This is a genomic window from Variovorax sp. JS1663 (assembly GCF_002157355.1).
Classification (GTDB): Bacteria; Pseudomonadota; Gammaproteobacteria; order Burkholderiales; family Burkholderiaceae_C; genus Variovorax.
The window spans coordinates 25,305-46,582 of the sequence record NZ_LYMK01000046.1 but is presented as its reverse complement, the minus strand read 5'-3'; the positions used below and the strand labels follow the sequence as shown (position 1 = coordinate 46,582).

At 69.4% G+C, this 21,278-nt stretch carries 18 protein-coding genes; 7 read left to right on the top strand and 11 right to left on the bottom strand.

Translation table 11 applies throughout. The features are described from left to right. Positions 1-80 precede the first annotated feature (80 nt). Positions 81-761, bottom strand: coding sequence for a response regulator transcription factor (locus A8M77_RS28380; protein ID WP_086924817.1), 681 nt, complete (start codon positions 759-761; stop codon positions 81-83). Between the two features lie 247 nt (positions 762-1,008). Between A8M77_RS28380 and A8M77_RS28375 the strand changes: the two genes are divergently transcribed. Next, on the top strand, positions 1,009-2,337 hold the full coding sequence (locus A8M77_RS28375) for a DotU family type IV/VI secretion system protein (RefSeq protein ID WP_086924816.1): 1,329 nt from the start codon (positions 1,009-1,011) through the stop codon (positions 2,335-2,337). A gap of 22 nt (positions 2,338-2,359) precedes the next feature. Next, the gene (locus tag A8M77_RS28370; protein ID WP_086924815.1) at positions 2,360-3,445 is read left to right on the top strand and encodes a type VI secretion system protein; all 1,086 of its coding nucleotides are present in this window, start codon (positions 2,360-2,362) and stop codon (positions 3,443-3,445) included. A gap of 9 nt (positions 3,446-3,454) precedes the next feature. Here the strand turns inward: A8M77_RS28370 and tssJ are convergent, their stop codons facing one another. Continuing rightward, positions 3,455-3,985 carry a type VI secretion system lipoprotein TssJ gene (gene tssJ, locus A8M77_RS28365; RefSeq protein ID WP_086924814.1) on the bottom strand — a complete coding sequence of 177 codons (531 nt, stop codon included), beginning with the start codon at positions 3,983-3,985 and terminating at the stop codon, positions 3,455-3,457. Between the two features lie 133 nt (positions 3,986-4,118). Between tssJ and tssA the strand changes: the two genes are divergently transcribed. The 4 genes from tssA to A8M77_RS28345 all read left to right on the top strand — a co-directional run bounded on the left by tssA (position 4,119) and on the right by A8M77_RS28345 (position 7,872). Beyond that, the gene (tssA, locus tag A8M77_RS28360; RefSeq protein ID WP_086924813.1) at positions 4,119-5,159 is read left to right on the top strand and encodes a type VI secretion system protein TssA; all 1,041 of its coding nucleotides are present in this window, start codon (positions 4,119-4,121) and stop codon (positions 5,157-5,159) included. 64 nt (positions 5,160-5,223) lie between these two features. After that, positions 5,224-5,742 carry a type VI secretion system contractile sheath small subunit gene (gene tssB, locus A8M77_RS28355; protein WP_086924812.1) on the top strand — a complete coding sequence of 173 codons (519 nt, stop codon included), beginning with the start codon at positions 5,224-5,226 and terminating at the stop codon, positions 5,740-5,742. A gap of 34 nt (positions 5,743-5,776) precedes the next feature. Then, positions 5,777-7,270 carry a type VI secretion system contractile sheath large subunit gene (gene tssC, locus A8M77_RS28350; RefSeq protein WP_086924811.1) on the top strand — a complete coding sequence of 498 codons (1,494 nt, stop codon included), beginning with the start codon at positions 5,777-5,779 and terminating at the stop codon, positions 7,268-7,270. A 116-nt stretch (positions 7,271-7,386) separates the two neighbouring features. Next, positions 7,387-7,872 carry an Hcp family type VI secretion system effector gene (locus A8M77_RS28345; RefSeq protein WP_086924822.1) on the top strand — a complete coding sequence of 162 codons (486 nt, stop codon included), beginning with the start codon at positions 7,387-7,389 and terminating at the stop codon, positions 7,870-7,872. A 134-nt stretch (positions 7,873-8,006) separates the two neighbouring features. On the opposite strand, the gene A8M77_RS28340 is transcribed toward A8M77_RS28345, so the two are convergent. Together A8M77_RS28340 and tagH are read right to left on the bottom strand one after the other, a co-directional pair. Next, complete coding sequence (locus A8M77_RS28340; protein WP_086924810.1) at positions 8,007-8,771, bottom strand: PP2C family protein-serine/threonine phosphatase; 765 nt, start codon at positions 8,769-8,771, stop codon at positions 8,007-8,009. Between the two features lie 28 nt (positions 8,772-8,799). Then, entirely contained in the window at positions 8,800-10,425 is a 1,626-nt protein-coding gene (tagH, locus tag A8M77_RS28335) for a type VI secretion system-associated FHA domain protein TagH (protein WP_086924809.1), read from the bottom strand. 66 nt (positions 10,426-10,491) lie between these two features. Between tagH and A8M77_RS28330 the strand changes: the two genes are divergently transcribed. After that, positions 10,492-11,091 (top strand): hypothetical protein, encoded by a 600-nt coding sequence (locus A8M77_RS28330; RefSeq protein WP_143694788.1) that lies wholly within the window; start codon positions 10,492-10,494, stop codon positions 11,089-11,091. A gap of 8 nt (positions 11,092-11,099) precedes the next feature. Here the strand turns inward: A8M77_RS28330 and A8M77_RS28325 are convergent, their stop codons facing one another. Genes A8M77_RS28325 through A8M77_RS28295 form a run of 7 tightly spaced genes read right to left on the bottom strand, consistent with a single transcriptional unit; the run spans position 11,100 to position 21,278 of the window. Further along, positions 11,100-11,495 (bottom strand): DUF4150 domain-containing protein, encoded by a 396-nt coding sequence (locus A8M77_RS28325; RefSeq protein ID WP_086924807.1) that lies wholly within the window; start codon positions 11,493-11,495, stop codon positions 11,100-11,102. Positions 11,496-11,504: 9 nt separating this feature from the next. Then, positions 11,505-12,179 (bottom strand): DUF3540 domain-containing protein, encoded by a 675-nt coding sequence (locus A8M77_RS28320; protein ID WP_158101014.1) that lies wholly within the window; start codon positions 12,177-12,179, stop codon positions 11,505-11,507. Between the two features lie 20 nt (positions 12,180-12,199). Continuing rightward, positions 12,200-13,252: a pentapeptide repeat-containing protein gene (locus A8M77_RS28315; RefSeq protein WP_086924805.1), complete on the bottom strand. Its 1,053-nt coding sequence runs from the start codon at positions 13,250-13,252 to the stop codon at positions 12,200-12,202. Beyond that, complete coding sequence (locus A8M77_RS28310; RefSeq protein WP_086924804.1) at positions 13,249-15,855, bottom strand: DUF2169 family type VI secretion system accessory protein; 2,607 nt, start codon at positions 15,853-15,855, stop codon at positions 13,249-13,251. Before A8M77_RS28310 ends, A8M77_RS28315 begins: the two co-directional genes overlap by 4 nt. Before the next feature lie 15 nt (positions 15,856-15,870). Beyond that, positions 15,871-18,759, bottom strand: a complete 2,889-nt coding sequence (locus A8M77_RS28305) for a type VI secretion system Vgr family protein (protein WP_086924803.1) — start codon at positions 18,757-18,759, stop codon at positions 15,871-15,873. A gap of 18 nt (positions 18,760-18,777) precedes the next feature. Continuing rightward, positions 18,778-20,163: a tetratricopeptide repeat protein gene (locus tag A8M77_RS28300; protein ID WP_086924802.1), complete on the bottom strand. Its 1,386-nt coding sequence runs from the start codon at positions 20,161-20,163 to the stop codon at positions 18,778-18,780. A 20-nt stretch (positions 20,164-20,183) separates the two neighbouring features. Then, positions 20,184-21,278 (bottom strand): hypothetical protein, encoded by a 1,095-nt coding sequence (locus A8M77_RS28295; protein ID WP_143694787.1) that lies wholly within the window; start codon positions 21,276-21,278, stop codon positions 20,184-20,186.

Below are 21,278 nucleotides of genomic sequence, written 5' to 3'. Positions count from 1 at the left end.
ACCCGGCGCAGTAGGCCGGCCGACGAGATCAGCTCATACCCTGCGCCCTCCGAGCGAGGCACCCGCCTGGCGCGGGAAACTCAGGCCTCGGTGAGCGACTGGGCTGCCACCACCGCCTCGGTGCGGTTGCGCACGTTGAGCGCGCGGAAGATGGCCGCGAGATGAATCTTCACCGTGCCCTCGCTGATGCCGAGCGCACGCCCGATCAGCTTGTTGGGCTTGCCTTGTGACAGCAGTTGCAGCACCTCCACCTGGCGCTCGGTCAGCACGGTGCGCAGGTGCTCGAGCGTCTGGGCGGTGGCCGCGGAGGAGGCACGCTGCGCCGCCTCACCGGCCCCTGCAGGCACGCCGGCCGTCACGCCCGGCGGCACGGCGGATAGCAACATGGGCGGCACGTAGACGCCGCCGGCCAGCACCAGGCGCACGGCCGACAGCATCACCTCGGGCGAGTAGGCCTTGGGAATGAAGCCCAGCACGCCGCGCTCCAGCGCCGCACGCATGATGGCCGGGTCCTCGTAGCCGGAGAGCACGATCACGGGCACGGCCGGATGGCGACGGCGGATCTCCTCCACGTGGGCCTGGCCCTCGGCGCCGGGCATGTTGAGGTCGATCACGGCCAGGTCGATGTCATCGGACGCGCCGGCCAGCAGCTCGTCGACGCTCATCGCCAGGACGAACTCGATGCCTGGCTCGATCTCCGACAGCTTGGCCTTGACCGCCTCGATGACGAGCCGGTGGTCGTCGGCGATCAGAATTTTCATGGCGGGCCCCAAAGAATTAGTCGTAGTGAAGCGTGACGCTCAAAGTACCACCAAAGATAACTTCGATCGCCACGCGCAGCAAGGCTCGCCGGCCGCCCGAACGACATAGTCCCCAAGCGGTATGGCGAGGCCCCAGGTGCGTTGAAAGAATGAATCCAACCTTCAACGCACAACCCACGGGGACATCGGCATGTGCAAACGCTGCAGGCCCAAAGCTCCCGTCGTCGAAGAATAGCGCGAGCGCTTCATGGCTCGGCTGTTCGACTGCTTCAGTGCGTTGTTTTCGTTCGGCCTCGAACTGGAAGCGGCCATCGCCGCCGGCCGCGCCGTGCCGGCGCCCGATGCGGTGCAGAACCGCGCGCGTCAACTGCTCGAGCAGGCGCGCACCGCGGCACGGGATGCCGGCAGCACGGACGCGCACATCGAATCGGCCGCCTTCGCCATGGTCGCGTGGCTCGACGAGCTGATCGCGCGCCATCCAGGCTGGAGCGGCAGCGGCGCGGCGCCGCTGCAGGCGCAGCTCTTCAACTCCAACAACGCGCACAGCGAGTTCTTCCACCACCTGTCGGCCCTGCAGCCGGACGAAGGCGAGGTGCGCGAGATCTACTGGCACGCGCTGGCACACGGCTTCAAGGGCCAGTACTACTTCGAAAACGGCGACGGCGGCGAGCTCGGCAAGCTGAAGGACCTGCATGGGCGCCAGCTGCCCGTGGTGCCGCTGGCGCTCCAGACCCTGGCCGAGGAGCGCATCACGCCCCAGCCCTATGGCACGCCCGACCCCCCGGCCCCGCGCGTGCCGGAACGCCGCGAGCGCGCGCTGATGCGTGCCGCCGGCGCCTTGGCGCTGCTGATCCCCCTCGCTTACCTGCTCTGGACCATGCTGGGCGGCCCGCGCGAGCCGTCCCCCACGCTGGCGCAGCGGGTCGAGCAGCAGTTGCAGGCCTTCGCCTGCGCGGACCTGGCCGCCTCGCCGGAGCGCAACGGCACGCTGCGCATCAGCGGCTTCGTCCCGGTGCCAGAGGACATCGCCCGCGTGGAACGCGAGGTGCGCGCCGTGCCGGGCGCAGAGGCGGCCAGCTTCGATCTGCGCCTGCGCATCTGGCCGCATTGCGAAGTGGTGGCCATCCTCAAGCCCTACCAGGCACGCAACCAGGCGCTGCGGCAGCCGCTCAAGGTGCGGGTGCCGAGCGCGCACGAGCACCGGCTGCGCGAGGGTGATCCGGTGCTGGTGCGCGTCACCCATGCCGATCAGGAGGGCCATCTCCGGGTCGACTACTACACGGCCGACGGTGCCGTCATGCACCTTGACGCGAGCCGAGGCCTGTCGCGCCTGCGGCCGGGCGAGGCCGTCGAGCTGGGCCACGACATCCCCTCGAGCTGGCTGGTGAGTCCGCCCTTCGGCACGGTGCTGATCACAGCCCTGTCTTCGACCGTTCCGCTGCAGGACACCGCCGGCGCGCCGCCCTTCGAGCTCGCCTCGGCCTACCTGCAGCGCCTGCGCGAGGGGCTGGCGCTCAACGAGGCCGCGGGGCGGCCGATCGCCGACTTCATGTTCCTCGAAACCGTCGCCCGATGAGCCGCATCCGACGGCGGCCGCCATGAACACGCCGCACCCGCTGCCCACCCAATACGGCTTGCTGCTTGCGCTGTGCATGGCAAGCCTGCTGGCGCTGTGGTGGTTCATGCTGGGTGCGCGGCACTCGGCGCGGCGGCGCATGCTGCGGCGGCGCATCGAAGCGCTGGAGCTGCCAGCGGACGCGGCGCTTCAGGGCGCTGTCGCCGCCACCCAGGCCGCGGCCCTGCAGATGCGCGAAACGCTGCTGCGCAGCTCGGCCCTGCGCGGCCTGAACCAGCCGCTCTACGACCTGCCCTGGCTGCTGTTCATCGGCGGCGAGGACGCCGGGCTGCCCGCCTTGCTGGCGGCCGCCCGGCGCGATGCAGCGCCCGCACCGGCACCGGCACCGGACGCGGGCGCAGAACCCGCATTCTGGCGCTGGCACCTGCTGCCGGCGATGGTGGCGATCGAGGCCGGCCCCGCCGCCATGCGCGAGCCGGCCACGCCGCAATCGCGCGGCCTCTGGCTGCACGCCCTCCTGGCCCTGGCCGACCAGCGCGAGCGCCTGCCGCTCAACGGCATCGTGGTCTGCATGAGCGCGGCGGCCCTGCTGGGCGACGGCCAGCGCCTGGCCGCCGATGCCCAGCGCCTGCGGCAGCGCATCGACGAAGCCGCCGAACTGCTGCGGCTGCACCTGCCCATCTACCTGCTGGTCACAGGCCTGGAACGGCTGCCGGGCTATGCGGTGCTGCGCGCTGCCCTCCCTGCCCCGGTGCGCGCCCAGGCCCTGGGCCATCGCCTGCCGGACGGCATCGCGGCAGCAGGCCGGTCCGACATGCTATTCGAGCCGCTGATCCAGCGGCTGCACGCCCTGCGCATGGGCCTGCTGCGCGGCGAGCCCGAGCCGGCGCGTCGCCAGGCGATCCATGTCTTCATCGAGCAGTTGCGCACGCTGCAGCCCGGTCTTCGCATCACCGCGCAGCATCTCTTCGGGCCTTCGGGGGGCCATGCGCACGCGCGCTGGCGCGGCCTCTACCTGGTGGCGGCACCGGCGCTGGAGGATGAGGCCGCGTTCATCCAGGACCTGTTCCGGCGCTTCCTGCCGGCCGACCAGCCCCTCGCACGATGAGGCGCGTGGTTATTTGGTTTCGATTCGGATCTGCCGAGCGCCGAAACTCGTGGTCAGCACCAGGGGCTTCCCCGGCTCCACCGGCTTCACCTCGCGCCAGCGCGCGCGCTCGAGGTCGCGGTAGGCGGCCATCACGCCGATCGCCTTGATGTCGGCGGCCAGCACCATCTCCAGCTTCTTGCTGTCGCCGGGCCGCAACAGCACTTCCTCGCGCTGCGCCATCTCCGCGCCCAGCGTGGCCTGGTCCTTCTCGAAGAGCGAGAAGAAGTCGGCCGACTCGAAGGCGCTGCTGGTCTTGAGCGCATAGACGCGCACGGTGAGCGGGGAGGCCCGGCCGCGGGCGTCGGGGTTGGCATCGGCGCCGGCCACCAGCGTCATGGCCACCGGCGTGGTGACGGGCGGCGGAGGAGGCGGCGGCGGCTTCGCGCAACCGGCGGCCAGCAGGCCGGCGGCCAGCAGCCCTAGGCCCGACAGCAAGCGACGGCGCCCCGCGTTGCGAAGGCGTCCATAGGGCGAACGGCGTGTACCGGGCTTGCTCATGCTATTCCCTTCGTTGCATTGACCCGTCTGAGGGCATCTTTGATTATCACCAGCGTCTGCCGACAGATGAATCGGCCGGAGGGCAGAGGTCATGCACCCGCGCCGGCAGACCCCTATCCATTCGAACAGCCACATGCTGACACCCGAACTCGTCGATGCACTGCAAGCGCCCGTCAGCGAGGCCTCGCCGTGCGGCGATGACCTGGAGTACGACCCTGCCTTCACCGCGCTGGAGACGGCCGCGCAGGGCAAGGCCGAGCAGCAGTTCGGCGACACCGTCATTCCCGCCGTCGAGCCCGAGTGGCGCGAGGTCAGCGAGCAGGCCCAGGCCCTGCTCACCCGCAGCAAGGACGTACGCGCCGCCGTGCTGCTGCTGCGCGCCGGCACGAGGATGCAGGGCCTGAACGGCTTCCTTTTCGGCCTGCGCCTGCTGTCAGGCCTGCTCGACCAGTACTGGGACGGCATACATCCAAAGCTGGATGCCGACGACGACAACGACCCGACCATGCGCCTGAACGCGCTCGCGCCGCTGGCCGACGAAGGCATGGTGCTGCGCGACCTGCACGACGCGCCGCTGGGCGTGGCACGCGGCATCGGGCCGATCCGGGTGCGCGACATCGCCATCGCCTACAACGCGATGGCGCCGCTGGGCGGCGAGGCGACGTTGTCCTTGTCCCAGATCCAGGGCGGCCTCGAGGCGATCCATGCCGAGAACCCCGAACTGCTCCGGGCCGCCATGGAGGTGCCGGACCGGGTCGCCGCCCTGCAGCGGCTGCTCGACGAGCGCAGCGGGCGCATCAATGGCGTCGACCTGTCGCGCCTGCGCAGCGTCGGCCAGATCGTCCAAAAGGCCTGCGCGGCGGTCGTCGGTGCCCCCGATCCCGCCGGGGACCTGGCCGGGGAATCGGAAGGCGCCGACGGCGCAGCCCCCGGCGGCGCACCTGCGCGCGCGGCCGCTCCCGGCGAGCTGCGCAGCCGGCAGGACGTGCTGCAGACGCTGGACCGCGTGATCCGCTACCTGGAGCAATCCGAGCCCGGCAACCCGGCGCCTCTCCTGATCGCGCGCGCCAAGAAGCTGATCGGCGTGAGCTTCCTCGAGATCATGGCCGACCTCGCACCGAACGCGCTCGACACCATCGAGACCGTGACCGGCAGGCAGGCGTCCAGCGAGTGAGGCCTCTGCCGATCCCGCCGCACGCCCGCATCCATCGACATTCCACCCCGCAAGGAGTTCTTTCATGTCCAAGAGCAGCCAGAAGTTCATTGCCCGCAATCGGGCGCCACGGGTCCAGATCGAATACGACGTGGAGCTGTACGGCGCGGAGAAGAAGGTGCAGCTGCCTTTCGTGATGGGCGTGCTGGCCGACCTCTCGGGCAAGCCGGCCGATCCGCTGGCGCCGGTGGCCGACCGCAAGTTCCTGGAGTTCGACGTCGACAACTTCGATTCGCGCATGAAGGCCATGAAGCCCCGCGCCGCTTTCTCGGTGCCCAACACGCTCACCGGCGAGGGCGAACTCAAGGTCGACATCACCTTCGAGAACATGGACGACTTCTCGCCCGCCGCCGTGGCCCGCAAGGTCGACGCGCTCAACAAGCTGCTGGAGGCGCGCAACCAGCTCTCGAACCTGGTGACCTACATGGACGGCAAGGGCGGCGCCGAGGAACTGCTGGCCAAGGTGCTCGACAACCCCGAGCTGCTGAAGACCCTCGCCGCCAGCGCCAAGCCGGCCGAGGAAGGCAACGCGCCGGCCGCCTGAAGCCTGCCCCATCCGAACACGAGGAGATAGCACCATGGCCACCGAAGCACTCGACCAGCAGAGCGCACTGAAGGACGTCGCCTACGAAGGAAGCGACTTCGCATCGCTCCTGCAGAAGGAGTTCAAACCCCGCAGCGACGAAGCCAAGAGCGCCGTCGAAGCGGCGGTTCTCACGCTGGCGCAGCAGGCGCTGGCCAACACCCAGGTCATCGGCAAGGACGTGACCCAGTCGATCCAGGCGATGATCGCCGCGATCGACCGCAAGCTCACCGAGCAGGTCAACAAGATCCTGCACAACGCCGAGTTCCAGCAGCTGGAGAGCGCCTGGCGCGGCCTGCACTACATGGTGAACAACACCGAGACGGACGAGAACCTCAAGATCCGCGTGATGGACGTCTCCAAGAAGGAGCTGCACAAGACGCTGAAGAAGTTCAAGGGCGCGGCCTGGGACCAGAGCCCGATGTTCAAGAAGGTCTACGAGCAGGAATACGGCCAGTTCGGCGGCGAGCCCTTCGGCGCCATCGTGGGCGACTACCACTTCGACCAGAGCCCACCCGACGTGGAGCTGCTCGGGGAGATGGCCAAGATCGCCGCCTCGGCACACGCCCCCTTCATCACCGGCGCCAGCTCGAACCTGATGCAGATGGAGTCGTGGCAGGAGCTCGCCAACCCGCGCGACCTGACCAAGATCTTCTCCACGCCCGAATACGCCGGCTGGCGCAGCCTGCGCGAGTCCGACGACTCGAAGTACATCGGCCTGTGCATGCCGCGCTTCCTGGCCCGCACGCCCTACGGCGCCAAGACCAACCCGGTGGAGGAATTCGACTTCGAGGAAGACGTCTCCGGCGCCGACCACAGCAAGTACGCATGGGCCAATGCCGCGTATGCGATGGCCACCAACATCAATCGCTCCTACAAGCTGTACGGCTGGGGCTCGCGCATCCGCGGCATCGAATCGGGCGGCGCGGTCGAAAACCTGCCGCTGCACACCTTCCCGAGCGACGACGGCGGCGTCGACCAGAAGTGCCCGACGGAGATCGCGATCAGCGACCGGCGCGAGGCCGAGCTGTCCAAGGCGGGCTTGCTCTCGCTCATCCACCGCAAGAACTCCGACTTCGCCGCCTTCATCGGGGCGCAGTCGCTGCACAAGCCGGCCGAGTACGACGATCCGGACGCCACCGCCAACGCCAACCTGGCGGCCCGCCTGCCCTACCTGTTCGCCTGCAACCGCTTCGCGCATTACCTCAAGTGCATCGTGCGCGACAAGATCGGCAGCTTCAAGGAAAAGGACGACATGGAGCGCTGGCTGAACAAGTGGATCACCAACTACGTCGACGGCGACCCCTCCACCTCGTCGGAAGAGACCAAGGCGCGCAAGCCGCTGGCCGCGGCCGAAGTGGTGGTCGAGGAGGTGGAAGGCAACCCGGGCTACTACAGCTCCAAGTTCTTCCTGCGCCCCCACTACCAGCTGGAAGGGCTCACCGTGTCCCTGCGACTGGTCTCGAAACTGCCTTCCGGCAAGAAATAAGTCACGCCGAGGCTGTTGAAAAACAGAGACCCGTCATCGTTCTCCAGGCAGCTTCCCCGCAGGTTGGCGGGCAAGCACCGGATCCTTCACCCACCCCCAACTGAAAGGTGTTCATCATGGCAGTAGACATGTTCATCAAGATCGGTGCCGTCGACGGCGAGTCGGTCGATTCCAAGCACAAGAAAGACATCGACGTCCTGGCCTGGAGCTGGGGCGCGTCGCAGAGCGGCACCACGCACATCGGCCAAGGCGGCGGCGCCGGCAAGGTGAACGTCCAGGACCTGTCCTTCACCAAGTACGTGGACTCGGCCTCGCACGCGCTGCTGCTGGCCTGCTGCAAGGGCACCCACTACGACAAGGCCACGCTGGTGGTCCGCAAGGCCGGCGACGATCCGCTGGAGTACATCAAGATCACGATGGAAGACCTGATCGTGACCAGCATCAGCACCGGCGGCAGCGGCGGCGAGGACCGCCTGACCGAGAACGTCACGCTCAACTTCGCCAAGGTGAAGTTCGAGTACGACCCGCAGACGAAAAAGGGCGGCGGCGAAGGGGTGAAGACCGCCGCGTGGAACATCGCGGAAAACGTCGCGTATGGGTAACCCACCCCCGTTGCCTGCTTACTTCGTGTAGCCGCCTCCCCCCCTCAAGGGGGCGACACCAGCGGCCTTCGCTGCGCTTGGCAAAGCAGGTTTCGGAGCGCCGACGACTTTGGAGGTCGTCGGCGCTTTTTTCTTCAGGGCATCGGCCGCGTCGTTTCGTCTTCCTCGCGCGCCCACAGCGCCAGCGCCGTGTAGTTGTCGTGACCCGGCTTGGCGCGGGCCTTGACCTGCGCGTCGAGCTGCTCGACCCACTGGCTGGGGCTCTGCGACGCCTGCAGCGTCTCCCGCAGGACCTCGTCGCCCAGCGGCTCCCAGATGCCGTCGCTGCACAGCAGCAACACGTCGCCCACCGCCAGCGGCATGGGCGCCGAGACCGTGATCTCCGGAGGCTCCTGCTCGGAACCCAGGGCCGACAGGAGCATGTTGCGCTGCGGATGGACCCGCGCCCCCTCCTCGTCCAGCATGCCGCCGGCCACCATCTGCTGGACCAGGCTGTGGTCGACGGTGCGCGTCACCAGTGCGCCGCCGCGGAACAGGTAGGCACGGCTGTCGCCGCTGTGGACCCATGCGATCCGGTGCGCGTGCAGATCGATCGCCGCCAGCACCGCCGTCGAGCGCATGGCCGCCAGCTTGCCGCCCTCGGCCTGGCGCGCCACGATCGCGCGATTGGCGCGCTCCATCAACCCGCGCAGCAGCCCGGCGTCGAGCCCGGGCTGGGCCGCGAATCCCTCCAGCAGGCTGCTGCGGACGATGGCCGCGGCCACGTCGCCGCCGCCGTGCCCGCCAGCGCCGTCGGCCACCAGGCAGGCGACGAAATGGCCGTCGTTCCATTGCCCGAAGACATCTTCGTTGTAACTGCGGCCGCCCTGCCTGGACAAGGTGACGATCTCTATTTCCACGTTCCTCTCCCCCGTTGTTGCAGGCCGGTCAGTTTCCGGACTTCAGCCGCTGCATCTGCTCTTCGTAGGCCTGCAGGAAGGCCTTGCCGAACAGCGCATGGAAGTCGTCCTCCGCTTCGCTGGCGATGCCGGCGTACAGCGCAGTGAACTGATCCCACAGCTTGGCCTTGCGGTTGGCCGCGAACAGGCTGTCGAGCGCCGACCTGGCCGCGATCTTCTTTTCAAGTTCCGCAGGCGCGAAGCGCTCGATCACGTGCGCCAGCGCCGCGCGCATGCCGACCATGACGCCGAACTCGTGTGCGCGCAGGTCGTCGAAGGCGTCGCGCATGGCCGCCTCGGCCGGCATGAAGCCGCGCATGCCGGGGCCGAGCAGATGCGCGAGCGCCACCTCCGCCGTCGGCGAGAACTTGAGCGGGTTGTTGGCCTGGGCCGCGATCATCGTGACCTCGGCACGCACCTCGCGCTTGAGCGTCTGGCGCGCCAGCAGCAATTGGAGCGTGCCCTCCGTGGACGATCGCAGCAGCACGCCGATGCGCTCCATGAGCTCCGGCGTGAGCTGCGACGGCGCCTGGTGCGTACTGCCGAGGCCGCGCAGAAAGGCGGCGAGCAGCGCGTCGGGTGCCGGGCCAGGGGCAGGTGCGGAGACCGGCGCAGACACGGACACGGAGACCGACACGGGCGCGGCCCCGGGCGCGGACACCGACGCCGCCAGCGCAGCCCGCTGCGGCTCCGTCGAAGCGCGCAACGGCTCGCCCGTCATGTCGTCGAACTTCGGCGCAGCCGGCGGCGGCACCGCCTCGCGCGGCGGTGCATAGGCGAACTGGCCGATCTGCAGGTGGTCGCCGCGCGGCGCCGCTGCCGGCGCCTGCACGCTCTGGAAAGCCGCCAGCGGATCGGATGCCGAGGCGGTGTTGGGCTGGTGCAGCGGATCGGCCAGCGGCGACATCGCGAGCGGATCGCCGCCGCCGCCCGCACCGGTGCCGAAGAGCTCGTCGATACCGCGCGCCCGGGACGACGGCGGCGCGAGGCCGAGGTCCGAGAAGTCATCCAGCGGCAAGCCTTGCGCCGGCGCCGGGCCCCTCGCTGCGCGCGCAGGCGCAGGCGCGGGGCCCAGCAGATCCGCGAAAGGATCGTCGGCCGATGCTGAAACGCCGCCGCCGGCACCGAGCGGATCGGCGAAGGGCCCGGCCGAGGCCGACGATGGCGCAGGCGCGGCCGGCGACGAAGCCGGCCCGGGCGGCCCGAGCCCGGCCAGCAGGTCGGCGAAGGGATCGTCGTCGGTCGGCAGCGCCGCGGCTGGACGGACCGGTGCCGGCGCCTGCGCAGCCGCCACCGGCTGCGACGACGCCATCTCCACCGCAAGCTCGAACCCGCCGATCACCAGCCGGTCGCCTTGCGACAGCGCGGCCTCCTGTCCCGCGCCCAGCGGGCGCCCGTTGCACAGCATCGGATTGCTGCCGCGATCGATGATGAAAAAGCGGCCATCGCGGCACAGCACCTGCGCATGCACGCGCGACACGGTGCGCTCGGGGTCGTCGAGCACCAGCGCATTGGTGGCCGCACGCCCGATGGTCCCACCATCGGCGCCGAACTGCGCGGCCAGCGTGCGCGGCGCCGGCGCGCCCTGGAGCGAAACGACGGCGATGCGGATCACGAAATACCTCCCTGCATGCCGGGCCGTGCTTGAGAACGGCCCCCGATCGATCGTCTAATGGCTGCCATGCTTCGATCTCCCATGCTGAACGGCAAGGTCCACATCATGATCCTGGCTTCGCTCGCTGCCTATCTGTCCGCCTGCACCGGCCGCACGCCCGAGCAGCCCGGCGACACACCCAGCCCGAAGCTGGTGGAACTGATCAACGGCGCGATCGCGCGCGAGATCGCCGCGATGGATCCAGCGCTGCGGCCTGGCCTGCTGCCGCAGGCGGGCGAGCAGGCGCGCCGATGGCTGCAGGAGATCTCCCAGGTCGTGGCGCGCTGCCGCTACGGCCCGGGCAACAACGCCAAGTCGAACCTTCTCGAATACGACATCGTGCTGGCCTCCGGGGAGCAGATCACGGGCGTCTACAGCGGCCAGCGCTGCTACTACCCCGTGGCCAAGCCGTTGGTGATGCGCGTGCAGTTCCAGGGCGGGCAGGTGCGCGAGGTGACGACCGACGGACGCGAGCGCGAGCGCCCGGTGGACGCGTCGCTGGGCGAGATCCAGCAGTTCGCCGAACGCGTGCTGCGCGCCGACTGGAAGCGCAACCCCGCGCGCTACTTCCGCCCGGCCAAGAGCAGCGACGACGTCGCGCGCGAATGGGACATGCGCAAGCCCTGACATCAAGCTCATGGCGCCAGCAGCACCAGCAGCGTCTGGCTCGGCACCGTGCGCACGCCCGGGCAGTTGGTGCTGTTCTGCAGCGAGCTGCTGGTCAGCCGCGTCGCCGGCATGCCCTGCAGCAGCACGGTGAAGGCGCCGGTCAGGTGGCGGCTCGGCCCCATCACCGTGCCCGAGGCCACGCCCAGCAGCACGCCGGCGTTGTCGCCGTTGGTCATCGGGATGGTGGTGCCCAGGTTGTGCGCCGGCCCGCCCATCACGAGGATGTTGGGACAGTTGGGAATGGCCATCGGCCCCATGGCGATGTTGGGATAGGGCACTGGAATGGGGGAAGGCGCGGCCGGCGTCATGCAGACGTCGGGAAAGCCCATGTCGGTGCCCATGATCTGGCAGTTGGCGAACATGCTCGCCCCCTATCCGAAGTGGATCTGCGCGCCGCGCGCCTTGATCAGCTCGCGCCCGTTGACCAGGGCATGCTCGCCCTCCAGCCGCATCAGCTGCTGCGCCTGCACTTCCACGTGCGTGGCGCTCACCTTGTCCATGCCGTCGGTGTGGCGCAGGTAGTTCTTGCTGAAGTGCTGCACCCGGTCGACCACGCTCGACAGCAGCGAGCCCACCAGCTTGATGCGCGAGGCCACCAGGCTCAGTTGCCGGCCCACCACGTCGGCACTGTCGGTGGCCAGCGTGGTGCGGCGCGCGCTGGCGTCCAGCAGCTCGGTGCGCAGCTCGATGCACGCCGCATGCAGCGCGAGCGTGCCGCCCGCCACCTCCAGCCGCGTATCGCCATCGCAGCGCAGCACCTGCGGCACGCCCTCCTCGCGCTGGAGCACCGCGAGCACCCAGGTTTCCTGCGGTGCCACGCGCAGGCAGGCGACGCTGTCGCCCGCGGCCGGTGCCAGCAGGCAGCTCGCGGCACGCGTGGCCGGCAGGCGCAGGCTTCCGCTTTGCACGACCAGCGCGCCGCCTTCGGCCTCGGTCACCGTGCCGACGCACCACTGCCCGGCCAGGGGCTGGGCCACAGCCGCATCGGCGCCCTGTGGACGGCGGCGCTTGCGGGCGGGAACGGCGGAGGAAAGGGGTTCGCTCATGGTCAACCTCGTCGAAGAATTCATGCGGCCAGGGGCTGCCAGCGTTCGGCAGCCTGCAGTTCGGGATCGGTCTCGAGCGCGCTGGCGCGATCGCTCATCTGCGCCTCGTCGGTGCGGCTGCCGTGCAGCACGGTGCGCGTCATGCGGGCACCGCGCAGATCGGCGCCGCCCAGGTCGGCATGCCGGAAATCGGCGTAGCTCAGATCGGCCTTCTGCAGCTGGGCGCCGCCGAGCACCGCACCAGCGAAATGCGCCTGGTGCAGCTGGCAGCCGTTGAAGCGCGCGCGTGGCAGGCGTGCGCCGGTGAACAGGGCCTGGCGCAGGTCGGCGCCGCTGAAGTCCACGCCGCCACCGGACGCCTCGCAGAAAAGCGAAGCCGGCGCGGCGGCCTGCACGAAGCGCGCCCCCTCGAGCTGCGCGCCCTGGAAGTTGCACTGGCGCAGGCCCACGCCGCTGAAGTCCGTACCGGACAGGTCGGCAAAGGAGAACTGGCTGCCTTCCAGCTGCAGGCCGTCGAAGGACTTGTTCTTCAGCGAGGTGCGGAAGAAGCTGTTGCGCAGCATGCGCGCGCCGGACCAGGTCAGTTGCGTCAGGTCGCATTCGCTGGTGGTGGTGTACTGCCAGCTGGTGTCGTCCAGGCACACGTCGAGCAGCGTGGACTGGCTGAGCAGCGCCGAATCCAGGCAGACGCCGCGCAGCACCGCGTGGTCGAGCTTGCACTTGGACAGGGTGGCCATGGCCAGCATCGCGTCGGCCAGCTGCGCATGGACGAGATCGCATTCGGCGAACACCGCGCCGTGCAGGTCGCAGCGGCGCAGGTCGGCATGGTCGAGCAGGCAGCGGTTGAACACGGCGCGGCGCATCTGCGCGCCGGTGGCCAGCATGCCGCGCAGGTCGCACTGGTCGAACACCGCCTCGCGCAGGTCGGCACCGCGCAGGTCGGCCTCGGACAGGTTCACGCGGGTGAACACGCCGCCGCCCAGGCCGAGCCGCGCATAGGCGCCCTTGCTCAGATCATGTCCCTCGACGGTCTCGCCCATGGAGACGGCCAGCGTCAGCAGCAGCGGCGTCATGGCATCGCCTCCTGCTGCTCGCGGGTGAGGCGCGGCCAGGTGCGCGCCCGGGTGAGCAGCGCGCCGTCGAAACGCGTGCCGCCATCCAGCCGCACGCGCGCCAGGTCGGCACCGAAGAGGTTGGCGCGCCGCAGATCGCAGCCGCGCAGGTCGGCGTGCTGCAGGATCGCGTCGCGCAGGTCCACGCCCGAGAGGTTGGCTCCCTGGCAGTCCGTACGGCGAAGCAGCGCGCCCTGGGCCACGGCCAGCCGCAGGTCGGCGCCCCGCAGGCGGGCCCCGGACAGGTTGGCGCCGGCCAGCTGCGCACGCACCAGCCGCGCGCCGCCCAGTTCGCTGCCGCCGAAGTTGAACTGCCGCAGGTCGGCCTCGCCGAGGTCCGCTTTCGCCAGGCTGCAGCCCTTGACCGCCACCGCGCCGGCCGCCTTCGCCCCGCCCAGCATCGCGCCATCGAGCCGGCACGTCACGAAGGTCGTGCCTTCCAGCATCGCGGCACGCATGTCCAGCCCAGCCATCTCGCATTCGATGAAGTTGCAGGACAAGAGCCGCGCGCCCGGCCATCGCATGCCTTGCAGGTCGAGCTTGTAGAAGGTCTGGCCTTCCAGGTCGGCTTCGCTCCAGTCGGCCTCGCCCCAGGTGCTTTCGAGCAGATTGGCCTTGATGAAGCGGGCGCGCCGGGCCTGCGTGCCGGCGAAGCCGCAGCGCATCAGCACCGCCTCGGTGAAGTCGGCATCGTCGAACACCGCGCCGGCCAGCCGCGCCCGGCCGAGGTTGGCCTTGCGGAAATCCGTGCCGATGGCCGTGGTGCCATCCAGCTTCGCGTGCGCGAGCACGGCGCGCTCGAACTTGGCGCCGGACAGGTTGGCGCCGCGGAAGTCCACGCTTTCCAGCCAGGCGTCGCGAAAGTCCACCCCGCGCAGGTCCAGCCCGGAGAAATCGGCGCCGGTGAAGTCGGCGCCGAAGAAGCAACGGATGCCGGCCGCGACGCCCCGCGCGACCTCGTCGCGCAACGCGGCCGCCTCGGCCGCCGGCAAGGGATGGGCCGGTGGCTGCACGTGCGCGGTCTGCAGGTAGCCGGCGCGGTGCGTCTCCTCGAGCACGCAGAGCTTGCGCAGCAGCGGCGGCAGCTCGAGCGGCGGCTTCAGGTCCTTCGACGCGGCCTGGATCTGCGCGAGCTGCGCCTGCGCACTGAAGACCGGCGGCCCGCGATGGCTCAGCTCATACAGCGGGACGCGCTTGGCCGCCGCCATCGCCAGGCCCTTCTCGAGCGCGCTGAGCGCATCGTCCACCGCAGCCCATTGCTGCTGCTGCGCCTCCTTGAGCTTGGCCTCCAGGTAGGCAGGCAAGGCGTCGCCCGTGGGCGGCTGCTCCAGCGGCTTCATGCGGATGCCCAGGGCATCCGGGTCCTTGCCCATGGCGCGCACCTTCTCGCGCGCCATTTCCACGTCGAGCTCGGCGCGCCGGTACTGTGCCTTGCCCTGCAGGCCTTCCATGGCGAAGGGGGCCTTGGCCTCTTCCACGGCCGGGTCCGCGGTCGCGATGCCTTCGGGCAGCAGATCGCTGTCGACCAGCGAATAGATGGCACCCAGCGAGGGATGCGCCCGGCGCGCGGCCGCCTCCAGGTAATACGCATCGTCGCGCACCTGCCCCAGGCGCTCGACGGCCCCCAGCAGGCTCGCCACGTCGGACGCATCGTCGGTGCCGATTTCGGCCAGCCCCTGGAAGATCGCAATGCAGCGCTCGGCATGCGGGAAGAACCACAGCGTGGTCAGGCGCAGCGGCACCTCGCGGACCTTGGGTTCGCCCTCGGGCATGGCATAGCCGACGAACACGCGCGCGCGCAGCCCGGGCAGGCGACCTTCGATCCGCGGCCGCGTCGGATGCATGTGCTGGAAGGAGAAGGACTCGTCGCCCACCAGCGGCGTCTCCATCCACTGGTCGGCCGGGGCCAGGTTGAAGTAGCGCCAGTCGGTGTCGGGCGCGAAGCCGGGCGCGTGCTGCTCCATGTAGCTCGCGTCGTAGGTGCCGCGGTAGGCCACGCGCTGGGGATGCATCGGGTCGAGCGCACCGAAACCGGCCGGCGCAATGGCCTGATCGGGATGACGCAATCGGTCGCCCGGCAGTTCGAGGTTGGGCAGCGGCACCACGCCATCCCGTGCCTGGCGGCCGCGGCCGGCCGGGTTCGACGGGACATCGGGGCCGCCGTAGGCGCGCGACCAGTCCAGCGGCATCGAGGCGAAGGGGGCGGGCGCACCGGGCTGGTCGCCATGCCAGATGCGGTCGCCGAAGACCAGCACGGTCTTCTCGCGCCCGCCCACGCGGGCCCGCACGGCACAGGCGTTCTGGCCGGCAGGCTGGTCGGCCGGCGGATGCGCATGGCCGTGCACCAGGAACTCGGGTGTGAGCTTGGACACGCCCTCGTCGATCAGCGGCTGCGCCATCTCCTTCGCCAGGAAGGTCCACATGGACTGCTCCGCCCACAGCGTGCCGCGCTCGCCCTGGTCGAAGGGCAGGTGCAGGCAGGCGCTGATGCACAGGCCGAAGCGCTTGCGGAATTCAATGGGGCGCATCGACAGCCCGAGCGCCTGTGGCTTGAGAACTTGCATGCGATCCGACTGGTTTCAGCTCCCGCCGCCGCCACCTGCGCCGCCACCACCACCCGTGCCGCCGCCGCCCCCGCTGCCGCCACTGCCACCGCCGGTGCTCGGCGGACTGGGGCTGGGGATGGCGGAGCCATCCGCGTTGGTCGTGGCGCCGTCGCTGGCCAGTTGCCCGGCGCCGATGGCATCTCCGCCGGTGAACACTTCCAGGAACACCTGCAAGCCCGTGCCCACCACCGGCACCGCACCCAGGATCCCATGGTTGCGCCGCATGTTGGTCATCACCGCCAGCGACCTCAGGCGCGACGCGAGGCCGTTCATGCCTTCCGCCTGCGCCTCGTCGGCGGCATCGTTCAAGGCCTGCGCGGCATCGGCGTACTGCTTGAGCGTGGCACCGATGTCCGAGAAGGCGCTCCCCGCGCCGGCTACCGCGCCCAGCGCGCCTGCCACCGCGGCGCCCGTGGCCGGCCCACCGCCGCCGCCCGGCGAGATCGTCTTGAGCGGCGTGAGGTTGACGTCGGCCGTGGAGATCGACTTGATCTCCGGCGCCACGCAGTTGACCAGCTTCACCCCCAGCGTGTTCTCGATGAACACGCCGCCGTTGTTGCTCATGGCCAGCGCCAGCGCGTTCTCGATGCTCATCCCCATGAAGGTCGAGCGGTTGATGCCCAGGTTGGCCTCGCTGTTGGTACCGATGTAGCCGCTGGTGTTGGGCCCCAGGATCGTGGTGTTGGAGCCGATGGCCGTCTGGTCGATGTTGCCGACCGACATCATCTCGATGCCGGTGTTGCTCATCAGCTTGATCTTGTTGGCCATCAGGTTCAGCGGGCCGGTCGGCACCGTGATGTTCTTGGAGCTGGAACCCGTGACCATCCAGTCGATGTGCGGCGTCTCGAACTTCATCGAGCCCGCCTTGAAGGACATCAGCCCCGTCACGCTCACCGTCTGGTTGCCCACCACGGTGTGCGTCTCTCCTGCCTTGTACGTGGTCTTGCGGGCGCCCACCACGTCGACCGTGCTGGTGCCGCCCACGGTGAGCTGGTGGTTGGCGTCGACGAAGCTCGTCTGGTTGCCCACCACCTGGTTGTTCTGGTTGCCCTTCACCGTGTTCTTCTGGTCCACGACGACCATGTTGGTGTCGTTGCGCGTCACCGTGTGCTTGCGGTCGCGGTCCACCAGGCTGGTCTGGTCGCGCTTGACGGTGACGGTCTGGTCCCGGTCGATGCTGGTGGAATCGTCGCGTTCCACGCTCCGGCTCATGTCCAGCTCGGCGTGGATCGAGATTTTCTCCTCGCCCTTCTTGTCCTCGAACATGATCTCGTTGCACGTGCCGGGGTTGCCGCCCGGCGTCGAGCGCGTCTTGAAGCCACTCTGCGTCGGCGACTTGTAGGGGATGGGCTGGTCGTCGTTGTAGAGCCGGCCGACGATGATGGGCCGGTCCGGGTCGCCGTTGAGGAAATCGACCAGCACCTCCTGGCCGATGCGCGGAATGAAATAGCCGCCCCAGCCCTTGCCGGCCCAGGGCTGCGAGACGCGCACCCAGCAGGTCGACTTCTCGTTTCGCTTCTCGCTGCGGTCCCAGTGGAAGTGCACCTTCACGCGGCCGTGCTCGTCCACGTGCAGTTCCTCGCCCTGCGGGCCGACCACGATCGCCGACTGCGGCCCCGGCATGGCCACGCGCGGCGTGAGCCGCGGCGGCTTGAAGGGCAGCTCCACCGGGAACACGGTGAGGACGAAGGCGCAGATGCCGGGCTCGCCGGTGCGCATGTGCGGCGTCTCGTCCAGCAGCTCGCGCAGCACGTCCAGCGTGCCGGCGTTGACCGCGTCCTCGGCCAGCGCCTCCTCCAGCAGCTGGCTGGCCTGGCGCGGCCGCTCCCGGAAGTCCACCGACTCGTAGCCCGGGTGCGTCACCACGAAGGTGCAGGTACCGATCACGTAATCGCCGTCGCGCTGGCCGTCGGGGTCGCCCTCGTAGGTGAAGCTGCGGCCGGCGGCGACGTCGGGCCAGGTGGTCAGCGCCCATTGGCGCTCGCGCCGCGCCACCAGTTCCTCGCCCCGGATCTTGGCGATGTTCTCGGCGTCGTCAGGGTTGAAATAGTCGCCCGGGAACTCGAAGACCTCCAGGTTGCCGAGCTCGTGGGTGTCGGAGGCATCCACGTCGGCGCCGAGCTTCTTCTGGATGGCCTTGAAGTCGCTGTCGCGGGCCGCATGCTTGCCGCTGTCGAAGCGCCTCGCGCCGATCCAGCGCGTGATCTCGTTGAACCGCCCCTCGCCGGCCGCGTCGTCGACCCAGCGCAGCGTGGCGCCCGCCGGCAGCTTCTCGTGCGCCACGTCGCTGCTGTCGGCCAGGTGCATGGTGCCCGGCGCGTCATGCGCGTCGAACCAGTAGTAGATGCCCTCCTCCTCCAGCAGCCGCGAGAGGAAGGCGTAGTCGCTCTCCTCGTACTGCACGCAGTAGCGGTGCGGGTTGTGCGTGCCGATCACGTTGCCGGACTTGTGCTTCTTGAAGCGCTTGACCGGGCTGTCCTCGCACACCGCGTCGAACACGTCGAGCACCTTCTTGTCCTGCTGGATCCAGGAGTTCCGGCGCTTGGTGAGCAGCCAGAACCACGAGCGCAGGTGGATGCGGTACTCGAACAGGCGCCCCACCTGCGCGGTGCGCATGAAGCGCACGGCATGCCCCTGGCAATGGCGCTCGTGCTTGCCCCCGTCTGCGTCCTCGAACTCGATGACGACGTCGAAGGCGCGGCCGAGGATGTCCTTGGCGTCGATCTGCTGGTTCTTCGAGAGCACCGCCAACTCGTAGGCCGAGGGACGCGACAGGCCTTCGTGCCCCACCACGCTCCAGAACATCAACTCGCCGTTGACGGGCGAATCGCTCTTGATGGTGAAGTGGATGTCAGCTGCCATGGCTCATGCTTTCTTCTTTCACGCCGGTTGCGAGGGAGACGAATGGGATGCCTCCTTTTTGCAAGACACCACCCATCCTTCCACCGGTCTGCCACTTTCCATGCGCAATTCGGCCCGTCGCATGCCCGCCACCGCCAGGCCGCAGGCCGCGAGCACGTCGCGCAGGTAGGCTTCGCCGTGGCTGTAGCGGCCGTGCGGCTGGAGCCGGAAGTTCCCCTCGCCGCCCTGCAGCACCTCCACGGTGAAGAACAGCCAGCCCTCCGGCCGCAGGGCCCGCGAGGCCAGTTCACAGACGCACTGCAAGTCGCCGAAGTAGCACAGGGTGTCGGCCGAGACGATCAGGTCGTAGCGGGCGGGCCCCGCCTCCCGCAGGAAGGCCGTGAGCTCGGCCTTGGCGAGCGCGTCGTACACCTGCCGGCGGGCGGCCTGGGCCAGCATGCCCTGCGAGAGATCCACCCCCTCCAGGCGCCGCGCGTAGGGCGCCAGCAAGGGGCCGCACAGGCCGGTGCCGCAGCCGGCATCCAGCACGTCGAACGAAGGCTGCGGCCTGCCGAGCGCTTCGGCCACCGCCGTCTCGATCAGCTGCGGCGCGCGGTACTGCAGGTGTGCCAGCTTGGACTCGAAGCTCTCGGCGAAGCCGTCGAACACCTTTTCCACGTAGGCATCCGCGGCGCGCTCGGGCACGGCATCGCCCGAGCAGGCAGCCAGGTGGTGCCGCGCCTCGGGGCTGTCGGGCTCCTCCGCAAGCCAGTCGCGGTACACCTGCGCGGCTTCCTCCACGCGGCCGGCCATGCAATAGGTCATGCCGAGCGCATGGCGCGCCTTGATGAGGTCGGGCCTGAGCAGCAGCGCCTCGCAGAGCGCCACGATCGCCTCGTCGGTGCGCCCCACCGCATGGAGCAGCCGGCCCAGGTTGGTCAGCGCGTCGGCGAATCTCGGGTTGATGGCGATGGCGCGCCGGTAGGCTGCCTCGGCCTCCACGGGCCGGTCCTGCGCGCGCCGCAACACGCCGAGGTTGTTGTGCACTTCCACCAGGTCCGGCGCCAGCCGCACCGCCTGCTCGTAGGCCTCGGCCGCCTCCTCGGCCCGGCCGGCCTCCAGCAGCACATTGCCCAGGTTGTTCCAGAGGCCGGGCTCGTCGGGCGCGATCGCCAGCGCCTGCCGCAGCAACTGCACCGCCTCGTCGCTTTCACCCTGCTGGTGGCGGGCCACGCCGAGCGCGCCGAGGGCGGCCACATGCTCCGGCCGGGCCTGCAGCACCGCCCGGTAGATGCGCTCCGCCTCCGCCGGCCGGCCGTCGCGATGCACGGCCTGGGCGATCTCGAACGCCTGCTCGATGGTGAAGTGGCGCTCCCGCGGGGCGGCCTGCGTGCCCACCGGCTCGGGCGTTGTCTTGGTGCCCATAAGTCCGCGTCGTCTCCGACTCAAAAAATCTGGGTGTTGGTCAGGTTCCTGACGGCGGCGGCGCCGGCGCCCGGGAAGAACTCGCTGAAGCCCAGGTTCACGCAGGTCGCGTGGTCCTGCTCCGTGAGAACGGTGCCCGGATCGGTGAGATCCACGAAGCCGTGGGCATCCCGCACGACGTTCTGCGAAGCGCGTATCTCGCCGCGCTCGACCCGAGTCACCTTGTCGCTGCGAAGGAAGCGCTTCTTGGTGATGATCGTGATCTTCCTGGCGGTCACGCTGGCGTGCTTGACCAGTGTGAACTCCCAGTTGCCGGCCCCGTCGCGCAACCCGAAGACGGCGCCCCACGGCGCCACGGTGAGCTTGGTGAGGTTGGGATTCGCCTCCAGCCGTTGCTCCAGCTGCTTGGCCATCGTCGTGGTCTTGAAGGTGTTGTACCTCAGGCGATCGGTGTCATCGGCGGCCCCCGGATTGAGCTCGCTGACGTAGTCGGACTTGCCCACCGAGCCCACGAACTTCACCGTGGCGCCCCGCCCCAGGAGCCGGCGCCACGCCGCCTCGGTGGTTTCGTTGGGCTGCAGCGGCATCGTCAAGTCGCCCGGGTTGACACCACCGTGGTACAGGCTGGGGGTCGCGGCCGCGCCGATCGCGAACACCGAGCAGCCATTGATGCCGGCCGTGAAGAACAAGCTGGGATTGGCCAGCGGGGCGATACCGCCGCCGGCAAAATTGATCACCGGGGTGGTCGCGATGTCCGAAATCTTGAGCTTCAGGATCTTGCCGCTGAACCAGGGCAGGAACCAGCAGGGCACCCAGCCCTGCCGCGACGCCACGGTCGGCAACTGGGCCGGCGTTTTGGTGACGAAGGTCAGTGCGCCGACGAAGTCGCGCTCCACCGGGCCGAGCTTGATGAAGCGGATCATGTCGTCCACCTGGGCGAGCTTCAGCTTGGCGCCGAACACGCCGGTCGTGAGCTGCGCATTCGTAAACATCGACACATCGCCATGCGGCGGCGAGATCGGCGTCGTGCGCAGCACCGCCTGCTTCATCTGGTAGTTGCCGTTCAAAAGAATGTTCGTGACGCGAGCGATGGTTTCCTGGCTGGCTAAAGGCAT